The sequence below is a fragment of the Streptacidiphilus carbonis genome (assembly GCF_000787775.1).
In the GTDB taxonomy this organism is placed as follows: Bacteria; Actinomycetota; Actinomycetes; order Streptomycetales; family Streptomycetaceae; genus Streptacidiphilus; species Streptacidiphilus carbonis.
Genome location: NZ_BBPM01000039.1, coordinates 67146 through 76149, shown reverse-complemented (window position 1 = coordinate 76149; position 9004 = coordinate 67146). Strand labels below are relative to the sequence as shown.

Sequence of the window (9004 nt, the reverse complement as noted above, 5' to 3'; positions counted from 1 at the left end):
GTTCGTGTTTCGATCTTAGCAGACCATTTTCGCGGTCCGTTCCGGCTCGAATTCCGACTGCCGTACGCAGGCAAGACCGAACACCGGTGCAATGGTATTGCGAGTGGTAATTCGAGTGATCTCACCAACGAGCCGCAACCTCTCGGTCGCGGCGGGCAGGGTTCTAACGTACAGGGGCGTGCAGGACGGAGCAAATCCGTCTGCGGACGACCGAGGATGACGGTGTCGGTCGCCGGGCGCGTCACTCGTATGACGTAGAGTTCCCCCGCACCCGAGTGGTCTAGTCCACTTGACAGGTGGTGGCCCAGACCACGTCGTGGGTCGTGGGTGCCGGGTGCCCGGCAACGAACGCGCGCGGTCGGGTCGGAGTCGCGGAGTGTCCTAAGTCGTGGTGTTTTAGGCTGACTCCTGCTGACTACTTCCACTGGATCACCAGATGTTGACGCTGTGATGGAGGCTTGAAGCATGACGACAGTGACGTCCCCTCTCGCCGGTCAGGCAATCGGCCTGGCCGCGGTGCCCGACCCGGTGTTCGCCGGAGCGATGGTCGGGCCCGGCACCGCGATCGATCCTGTTCGTGAAGCGGGGGATGCTGTCGCGCCCGTCGACGGGACCATCGTGTCCATGCACCCGCACGCCTTCGTCGTCATCGACGAGAACGGGCACGGAGTCCTCACCCATCTGGGGATCGACACCGTTCAGCTCAACGGCCAGGGTTTCGAACTGCTGGTCAACAAGGGCGACACGGTGAAGCGCGGCCAGCCGGTGATCCGCTGGGACCCGACCGCGGTCGAGGCCGCCGGGAAGTCCCCCATCTGCCCGGTCGTGGCTCTCGAAGCCACAGCGGACCAGCTCGGCGATGTCCAGGAGACCGGCCGGATCGCGGCCGGGGACAACCTCTTCGTCTGGAAGTAGACGAGCAGCGAATCGCGGCACGTAGAACTGGCAAGTGTGGAAACCCCAAGTGGAGACCGGTGAGATGACAGAGACGCTGCGCGGCGTGGGCGTGAGCCACGGGGTCGCGATCGGACAGGTTCGGCACATGGGGACGGCGGTACTGGAGCCGCCGGCGCAGCAGACGCCGACCGAGGAGGCGCCGCGCGAGCAGGCTCGGGCCCGGCAGGCGGTCGGGGCCGTCGCCGCCGATCTGCAGGCGCGCGGCAATCTGGCCGGCGGCGAGGCCCAGGCCGTGCTGGAGGCGCAGGCGTTGATGGCGCTGGACCCTGAGCTGATGGCGGACGTCGAGCGGCGGATCGCCGTGGGCAGCACCGCCGCGCGCGCCGTCTACGACGCCTTCGCCGCGTACCGGGCACTCCTCGCCAACGCCGGGGAGTACCTGGCGGGGCGGGTCGCCGACCTGGATGACGTGCGGAACCGCATCGTGGCGCGGCTGATGGGAGTCCCGATGCCGGGCGTGCCCGACAGCGACGAGCCCTACGTGCTGTTCGCGCGGGATCTCGCGCCGGCCGACACCGCGCTGCTGGATCCCACGCTGGTGCTCGGCTTCGTCACCGAGGAGGGTGGGCCGACCAGCCACAGCGCGATCCTCGCCCGCGCGCTCGGGGTCCCGGCGGTCGTCGCGATGCCCGGGGCCACCGACATGGCCGAGGGCGTCGTCGTCGCTGTGGACGGCAGCACCGGCGAAGTCCTGGTCAGGCCGTCCGAGGAGAAGCAGGCGGAGTTGCGGCGGGTCGCCGCAGAGCGCAAGGCGGCGCTGTCCGCTTCGACCGGCCCCGGGCAGACCTCGGACGGGCACAAGGTGCCGCTGCTCGCGAACATCGGCGGTCCGGCCGACGTTCCCGCAGCGGTCGAGGCGGGTGCCGAGGGCATCGGCCTGTTCCGTACCGAATTCCTCTTCCTGGACGACTCCAAGCAGGCGCCCAGTGAGGACGCGCAGGTCGAGGCCTATCGCAAGGTCCTGGAGGCGTTTCCCGAGGGGCGCGTCGTCGTGCGGGTGCTGGACGCCGGCGCGGACAAGCCGTTGGACTTCCTGACGCCCGCCGACGAGCCGAACCCCGCCCTCGGGGTGCGCGGCCTCCGCAGTCTGCTGGAGCACCCCGAGGTGCTGCAGGCCCAGCTGCGGGCGCTGGCCAGGGCCGCCGCCGACCTGCCGGTGTACCTGGAGGTCATGGCGCCGATGGTGGCCGACCGCATCGACGCCAAGGCCTTCGCTGACGCCTGCCGGGAGGCGGGGCTGGCGGCCAAGTTCGGGGCGATGGTGGAGATCCCCTCGGCCGCGCTGCGGGCGCGGTCGATCCTGCAGGAGGTCGAGTTCCTCTCCCTCGGCACCAACGACCTGGCCCAGTACGCCTTCGCCGCGGACCGTCAGGTCGGCGCGGTGGCCCGGCTGCAGGACCCGTGGCAGCCGGCGCTGCTGGACCTGATCGCGCTGTCCGCCGAGGCGGCCAAGGCGAACGGCAAGAGCTGCGGCGTCTGCGGCGAGGCCGCCGCCGATCCGGTCCTGGCCTGTGTGCTCACCGGGCTGGGCGTGACCAGCCTGTCCATGGGGGCTGCGTCGATCCCCTATGTACGGGCCACACTGGCGAAGTACACCCTTGCGCAGTGCGCGCGGGCCGCGGCCGCCGCCCGCGCCACCGACACCGCGGACGAGGCGCGGGCAGCCGCCAACCAGGTGCTGTCCGGCGAGTAGGCGGATCCCGCCGGACAAACGAACAGGCAGTCCCTGGACGGGGTCATCCACCGGTGCGGTGGGTGGTCCCTTCCGCGTTGGCGAGGGCCAGGAACGGAGTGAGCGCCTCGGGGTTGTCGAGCGAGCCCGGGTTGACCGCCTGGGCCAGCGGGGTACCCGAGAGGATGCGCTTGACCGGGACTTCGAGGCGCTTGCCGGTGAGGGTGTGCGGCAGTGCCGGGACCGCGATGACCTCGTCGGGGACGTGACGGGGCGAGAGTTGCTCGCGCAGGGCGTTGCGGACCGCCGTACGGAGGTCGTCGTCCAGGACGGCGCCCTCGGCGAGGACCACGAACAGCGGCATCCAGTAGCCGCCGTCGGGCTGTTCGAGGCCGACCACCAGGGATTCGCGGATCTGCGGCAGCCGCTCGACCACCTCGTAGATGTCGGCGGAGCCCATCCTGACGCCCTGTCGGTTCAGGGTCGAGTCGGAGCGGCCGTGGATGACGACGGTGCCGCGCTCGGTGACCGTGATCCAGTCGCCGTGCCGCCAGACGCCCGGGTAGACGTCGAAGTAGCTGTCGTGGAAGCGGGTGCCGTCGGGGTCGTTCCAGAAGTACAGCGGCATCGACGGGATCGGCCGGGTGCAGACCAGCTCGCCCACGTCGCCGACCAGCGGCTTCCCCTGTACGTCCCAGGACTCGACCGCCGCGCCCAGGCTGGGCGCCTGGATCTCCCCCAGGTACACCGGCAGCGTCGGCACGCCGCCGACGAAGCAGCTGCAGAGGTCGGTGCCGCCGCTGACGCTGGTCAGCCAGATGTCGGGGCTGATCTCCTGGTAGATCCAGCGGAAACCGTCGGGCGGCAGCGGGGAGCCGGTGGTGCCGATGGCACGGAGCCGGGAGAGGTCCAGGTCGCGGCCCGGGTGCACGCCGCCCTTGGCGCAGGCGGTGATGTACGCGGCCGAGGTCCCGAAGACCGTTGCGCCGGAGCGCTCGGCAACGCGCCACTGGGCGTCCACGGCCGGGAAGCCGGGGCTGCCGTCGTAGCTGACGATGCTGGCCCCGACCAGCAGGCCTGCCAGCAGGAAGTTCCACATCATCCAGCCGGTGGAGGTGTACCAGAAGAACCGGTCCTCGGGACCCAGGTCGGTGTGCAGCCCGGCCTGCTTCAGGTGTTCGACGACGATGCCGCCGTGTCCCTGGACGATGGCCTTGGGGAGGCCGGTGGTGCCGGAGGAGTAGAGCACCCAGAGCGGGTGGTCGAACGGGACCTGCTCGAAGACCGGCCCCTCGGGTCCGTCCCCGTCGCCGCTGATCAGGTCGTCCCAGGCCAGGGCGGTGTCAGGAGCGGGGGTGCCGAGCAGCGGGATGTGCACGACATGGCGCAGCGAGGGGAGTTCGCGGCGCAGCTCGGCGGTGATCTGGGTGCGGTCGTGCTGCTTGCCGCCGTACCGGTAGCCGTCGACGGCGAAGAGCAGCACCGGTTCGAGCTGGCGGAACCGGTCCAGCACGCTGCGGGCGCCGAAGTCGGGGGCGCAGGAGGTCCAGACGGCGCCGACGGCGGCGGTGGCCAGCAGGGCGACGGCGGCCTGCGGGACGTTGGGGACGTAGGCGCTGACCCGGTCCCCGGGGCTGACGCCCAGTTCGCGCAGCCGGGCGGCCAGGGCGCCGACCTGGCGGCGGAGTTCGGCCCAGGACAGCACGGTCGGCTCGGTGGAGGCCTCGTCCAGGTGCAGGATCGCCGGGCGGTCGGCGTGTGACGGGTCCTCACCGAAGCGCAGGGCGTGCTCGGCGTAGTTGAGCCGGGCGCCGGGGAACCAGACGGCGCCGGGCATGGAGGCGTCGGCGAGGGCGGCGTTCGGCGGGGTGGAGAAGCGGACGTCGAACCACTCGGTGACGGCGGTCCAGAAGCGGTCGAGGTCCTCGGTGGACCAGCTGTGCAGTTCGGCGTAGTCACCCGTCGGGGCGCCGTGGTGTTCGGCCGCCCAGCGTTGGAATCGGGCCATGTTGGAGGCCGCGGCGCGAGCCGGATCGGGTGTCCAGAGCGGGGTGACATGCTGCTCTGCGCTGATCATGCGGGTGCCTCCGACGGTCGGCCTCGTTGCCGGGACTGAATCTGCCATGACGGGGCAGGTCGGGCCAAGAGCGCCATGGCGTTGTCACGGAACCGGCGGTCGGCTGCCCGCTCGGCCCGGCGGTCGCCGGGGCTGCCGGTGAAACGGCTGGTTGAGCGGCCGACGGAGGGTTGTCGGGACGGTCGGCGACACCGGGTCCGTGGTGGAGGAGCAGCACGGATGTGGCGAGCGTCTCGGCGACAGCCTCGGCCCATGCCTGCGGGTCGGGGCGTGCGGGGGTCGTGGCCTGCGGGTCGGGGTCAGCGAACGGCCTCCTCGCGGTCGGGCCGCAGGAGTGCGGGGTGGAGCAGGCGGGCGTCGCCGGCGCGGTAGAGGCGGGCCCTGGGTCCGCCCCGGCTGCCGGCGCGGGTCGCCGTCCCGCCGGTGCTCTCGACGAAACCGGGGACGGAGAGGACCTTGCGGTGGAAGTTGCCCGCGTGCAGCTTCTCCCCCCAGATCTCCTCGTAGACCGAACGCAGTTCCGAGATGGTGAACTCGGAGCCGAGGAAGGCCGTGGCCAGCGGGGTGTACTCGAGCTTGGAACGGGCCCGGTCGAGGGCGTCGGCGAGGATCGCGGCGTGGTCGAACGCGAGTGGGTGCCCGGCGGGACCGGTCCGGCCGCTGGGCCCTCCCCTGTGGGGTCCGGCAGTCGGATCGGTCCCGTCGAGCGGTACCCAGGCGGCCGCGGCCGCGTCGGTGCCCGCCTGCGGATCGGGCAGGTCGGGGGCGAACGCCAGGTAGGCCACGGAGACGATGTGCATCCGCGGGTCGCGGGCGGGAGCGCCGTAGGAGCCGAGCTGTTCCAGGTGGACCCGGCGCAGGGCGGCGGTGTCCACTCCGGTCTCCTCGGCGAGCTCGCGGGCCGCGGCTTGGTCGAGGCCCTCCTCTCCGGCTCGGACGAAGCCCCCGGGCAGCGCCCAGCGGCCCTGGAACGGCGGGCCTGCGCGCTGGACCAGCAGGACGTGCAGCCGGTCCTGGCGCAGCGTCAGAGCGACCACGTCCACAGTGACCGCGACCGGCGGGAAGGCCCGGGGGTCGTAGGCCGCGAGCCAGGCCTGTTCGGACTGGGCCTGCGGCGGCTGGTCCTGGGAGGACATCGGCGCTCCGCTCAGGTTGTTCTCAGTACGAGTCTTTCTCCAGCTGAGAACAACATAGCGCTAGCGGGCCAGCGCGTCGACCACAATGAGCAGTTCCTCTGTCAACTGCGGTCCCACCGAGGCGTGTTCGTTCATCAGCCGGTACCACATGGCACCGAAGGCCAGGTCCACCACGGTGTCCACCGGCACCGCCCAGGCGTCGCCGCAGCGCTCCAGCGCCTCGCGCAGCAGAGCACGGCGGCCGGAGATGTAGTCGCGCCGGACCGCGGCCAGCCCCGGATCGCTCACCGCGTCGGCGGTGATGCCGAGCAGCACATTGGCCACGGGCGCCTCGGCGGCCAGCGCGAAGGTCCGGTCGAGGAAGCGCCGCAGGTCCGCGCGCGGATCGCCGGAGGGCTCGGGCAGCACATGGGCCGCGCCGATCTCGGCGAGCGCCTCGATCAGGACCGCGCCCCGGGTCGGCCACCAGCGGTAGACGGTCTGCCGGCCGACACCCGCGGCCTCGGCGATGCCCTTGATGGTGACGGCCGCGTAGCCGTCGCGGACGGCCAGGGCCACGGCGGCGTCGAGGACCGCCCGGCGGGCGCTCTCGCTGCGGGGACGCCCCTGGGGGGCGCGGGTGGTCTCGTTCATGGTCCGACTTTACAAGTCACTGTGCCTCGTTACATAATCGAGGCACAGTGACTCGAAAGTGGGTCACCGGGAGGGATGGGAAGCGGACGTCATGTCTGAACGTGTAGTGATCGTCGGCGGGACCTCCGGGATCGGCCTGGCCACCGCCGAGCTGCTCCGCGACCGCGGCTACGGAGTCGTCGTGGCCGGCCGCAGCGCCGACCGCCTGGAGTCCGCGCTCAAGCTGCTGGGCGAGGGCGTCGAGGGCCGGACTCTGGACGCCGGCGACGAGGAGCAACTGGCCGCGTTCTTCGGCGAGACCGGACCGTTCGACCACCTGGTGGTGACCGTGTCGCCCCGGGGCGGGATCACCCCGCTGCTGGAGCTGACCGGGGCGGAGCTGCGACGGCACAGCGAGGGCAAGCTGATTCCGCAGCTGCTGACGGTGAAGGCCGCACTGCCGACGCTGCGGGCGGACGGCTCGGTGACCCTGCTGGGCGCGGTGAGCTCGCAGTTGAGCGGGGCGGGTCTGGCCGTGCTCGGTTCGTCCAACGCGGCGGTTGAGACGGCCGCCAGGATCCTCGCGGCGGAACTGGCGCCGCGCCGGGTCAACGCGGTGTCGCCGGGGGTGATCGACACCCCGTGGTGGGACTGGGTGCCCGAGGAGGGCCGGGGCGATGTGGTCGCCGGAGCCTGTTCCGGCACCCCGATGGGGCGGCCCGGCCGCCCGGAGGAGGTGGCGCACGCCATCGGCTTCCTGGTGGAGAACACGTACACCACCGGAATCGTGCTGCCGGTGGACGGCGGTGCCCGACTGGCCTCCTGACGCACGGTCGACCCGCTGCCGACGCGCCCGCGAACGCCTCCGGGAGGTTCGCGGGCGCGTCGGCGCAGGGCAGACCGGTGCCGGGACGGTGGAGCGGACGGGGAGCGGCTGGCAGACTCTTTCCATGTCTCCAGAGCCGCGCCCCACCATCACCGCCGTACCTGCCGCCGGGGGGCGGCCGCAGGGCCGCTACATCGCCGCGATCGACCAGGGCACCACCTCCAGCCGCTGCATCGTCTTCGACGCCGACGGGGCGATCGTCGCCGTCGAGCAGCAGGAGCACCGGCAGATCTTCCCCCGGCCCGGCTGGGTGGAGCACGACGCCGCGGAGATCTGGACCCGGGTGCGGTCGGTGGTCACCGAGGCACTGCGGCGGGCCGGCATCGGTCCGGCGGAGCTGAGCGCGATCGGGATCACCAACCAGCGGGAGACCACCCTGCTGTGGGACCGCCGCACCGGCGAACCGGTGCACAACGCCATCGTCTGGCAGGACACCAGGACCGAGGCGCTCTGCCGCGAACTGGGCCGCAACGTCGGCAAGGACCGCTTCCGCCGGGAGACCGGGCTGCCGCTGACCAGCTACTTCGCCGGCCCGAAGATCCGCTGGCTGCTGGACAACGTGGATGGGCTGCGCGAGCGGGCCGAGGCCGGGGAACTGCTGTTCGGCACCATGGACAGCTGGCTGATCTGGAACCTGACCGGCGGCGTCGACGGCGGGGTGCACGTCACCGACGTCACCAATGCCTCGCGCACCATGCTGATGAACCTGCACACCCTGGAGTGGGACGCGCGTCTGCTGGAGTCCTTCGCCGTCCCGGCCGCGCTGCTGCCGGAGATCCGGTCCTCGGCCGAGGTGTACGGGCACGCGGTGGGCGAGTTGGCGGGTGTGCCGGTGGCGTCCGCACTGGGCGACCAGCAGGCGGCGCTGTTCGGGCAGACCTGCTTCGAGCAGGGCGAGGCCAAGAGCACCTACGGCACCGGCACCTTTCTGCTGCTCAACACCGGTGAGAAGGCCGTGAATTCGTACCATGGCCTGCTGACCACGGTGGGGTACCGGATCGGCGGCCAGAAGCCGGTCTACGCCCTGGAGGGGTCGATCGCGGTCACCGGCTCGCTGGTGCAGTGGCTGCGCGACCAGCTGGGGCTGATCTCCACGGCCGCCGAGATCGAGGAGCTCGCCTCGACGGTGCAGGACAACGGCGGCGCCTACATCGTGCCGGCGTTCTCCGGGCTGTTCGCGCCGTACTGGCGCTCCGACGCGCGCGGGGTGATCACCGGGCTGACCGGCTACGTGAACAAGGGCCATCTGGCCCGCGCCGTGCTGGAGGCGACCGCCTGGCAGACCCGTGAGGTCGTCGACGCCATGGCCAAGGACTCCGGGGTGACCCTCAGCTCGCTCCGGGTGGACGGCGGGATGACGGCCAACAACCTGCTGATGCAGAGCATCTCGGATGTCCTGGACGCGCCGGTCGAGCGGCCGCTGGTGGCGGAGACCACCGCCCTGGGCGCCGCCTACGCGGCCGGACTCGCCGTCGGCTTCTGGCCGGACCTGGACACCCTGCGGGCCAACTGGCACCGCGGCGCGGAGTGGACGCCGCGGATGGCGAAGGAGACCCGGGAGCGGGAGCACCGCAACTGGCTGAAGGCGGTGGAGCGGACCAAGGGGTGGATCGACGAGGACTCCGTTCCGGGCGGGGCATGAGCCCGGCGGGGGTGGGAAGGAC

The 9004-nt window shown here is 71.8% G+C and carries 7 protein-coding genes; 4 read left to right on the top strand and 3 right to left on the bottom strand.

Annotated elements, in window-relative coordinates:
• Positions 1–465 precede the first annotated feature (465 nt).
• A complete protein-coding gene (locus TR46_RS26205) occupies positions 466–915 on the top strand; it encodes a PTS sugar transporter subunit IIA (RefSeq protein WP_042405633.1) in 450 nt (149 codons plus the stop codon).
• Between the two features lie 64 nt (positions 916–979).
• Positions 980–2650: a phosphoenolpyruvate--protein phosphotransferase gene (gene ptsP / locus TR46_RS26200; protein ID WP_042405672.1), complete on the top strand. Its 1671-nt coding sequence runs from the start codon at positions 980–982 to the stop codon at positions 2648–2650.
• A gap of 43 nt (positions 2651–2693) precedes the next feature.
• Here ptsP and TR46_RS26195 read toward each other — a convergent pair whose 3' ends face one another.
• The 3 genes from TR46_RS26195 to TR46_RS26185 all read right to left on the bottom strand — a co-directional run bounded on the left by TR46_RS26195 (position 2694) and on the right by TR46_RS26185 (position 6475).
• A complete protein-coding gene (locus tag TR46_RS26195; RefSeq protein WP_042405631.1) occupies positions 2694–4706 on the bottom strand; it encodes an acetoacetate--CoA ligase in 2013 nt (670 codons plus the stop codon).
• Between the two features lie 299 nt (positions 4707–5005).
• Complete coding sequence (locus TR46_RS26190) at positions 5006–5842, bottom strand: NUDIX hydrolase (protein ID WP_042405629.1); 837 nt, start codon at positions 5840–5842, stop codon at positions 5006–5008.
• A 60-nt stretch (positions 5843–5902) separates the two neighbouring features.
• On the bottom strand, positions 5903–6475 hold the full coding sequence (locus TR46_RS26185; RefSeq protein ID WP_042405627.1) for a TetR/AcrR family transcriptional regulator: 573 nt from the start codon (positions 6473–6475) through the stop codon (positions 5903–5905).
• Positions 6476–6566: 91 nt separating this feature from the next.
• Between TR46_RS26185 and TR46_RS26180 the strand changes: the two genes are divergently transcribed.
• Positions 6567–7280 carry an SDR family oxidoreductase gene (locus TR46_RS26180; RefSeq protein WP_042405625.1) on the top strand — a complete coding sequence of 238 codons (714 nt, stop codon included), beginning with the start codon at positions 6567–6569 and terminating at the stop codon, positions 7278–7280.
• A 124-nt stretch (positions 7281–7404) separates the two neighbouring features.
• Positions 7405–8982 (top strand): glycerol kinase GlpK, encoded by a 1578-nt coding sequence (gene glpK / locus TR46_RS26175; protein ID WP_042405624.1) that lies wholly within the window; start codon positions 7405–7407, stop codon positions 8980–8982.
• The last annotated feature ends 22 nt before the right edge of the window (positions 8983–9004 follow it).

Bases quoted from the DNA above. Each gene is read 5' to 3' on its own strand.
- TR46_RS26205 (WP_042405633.1), top strand. From the start codon at position 466: ATGACGACAGTGACGTCCCCTCTCGCCGGTCAGGCAATCGGCCTGGCC.
- ptsP (WP_042405672.1), top strand. From the start codon at position 980: ATGACAGAGACGCTGCGCGGCGTGGGCGTGAGCCACGGGGTCGCGATC.
- TR46_RS26195 (WP_042405631.1), bottom strand. From the start codon at position 4,706: ATGATCAGCGCAGAGCAGCATGTCACCCCGCTCTGGACACCCGATCCG.
- TR46_RS26190 (WP_042405629.1), bottom strand. From the start codon at position 5,842: ATGTCCTCCCAGGACCAGCCGCCGCAGGCCCAGTCCGAACAGGCCTGG.
- TR46_RS26185 (WP_042405627.1), bottom strand. From the start codon at position 6,475: ATGAACGAGACCACCCGCGCCCCCCAGGGGCGTCCCCGCAGCGAGAGC.
- TR46_RS26180 (WP_042405625.1), top strand. From the start codon at position 6,567: ATGTCTGAACGTGTAGTGATCGTCGGCGGGACCTCCGGGATCGGCCTG.
- glpK (WP_042405624.1), top strand. From the start codon at position 7,405: ATGTCTCCAGAGCCGCGCCCCACCATCACCGCCGTACCTGCCGCCGGG.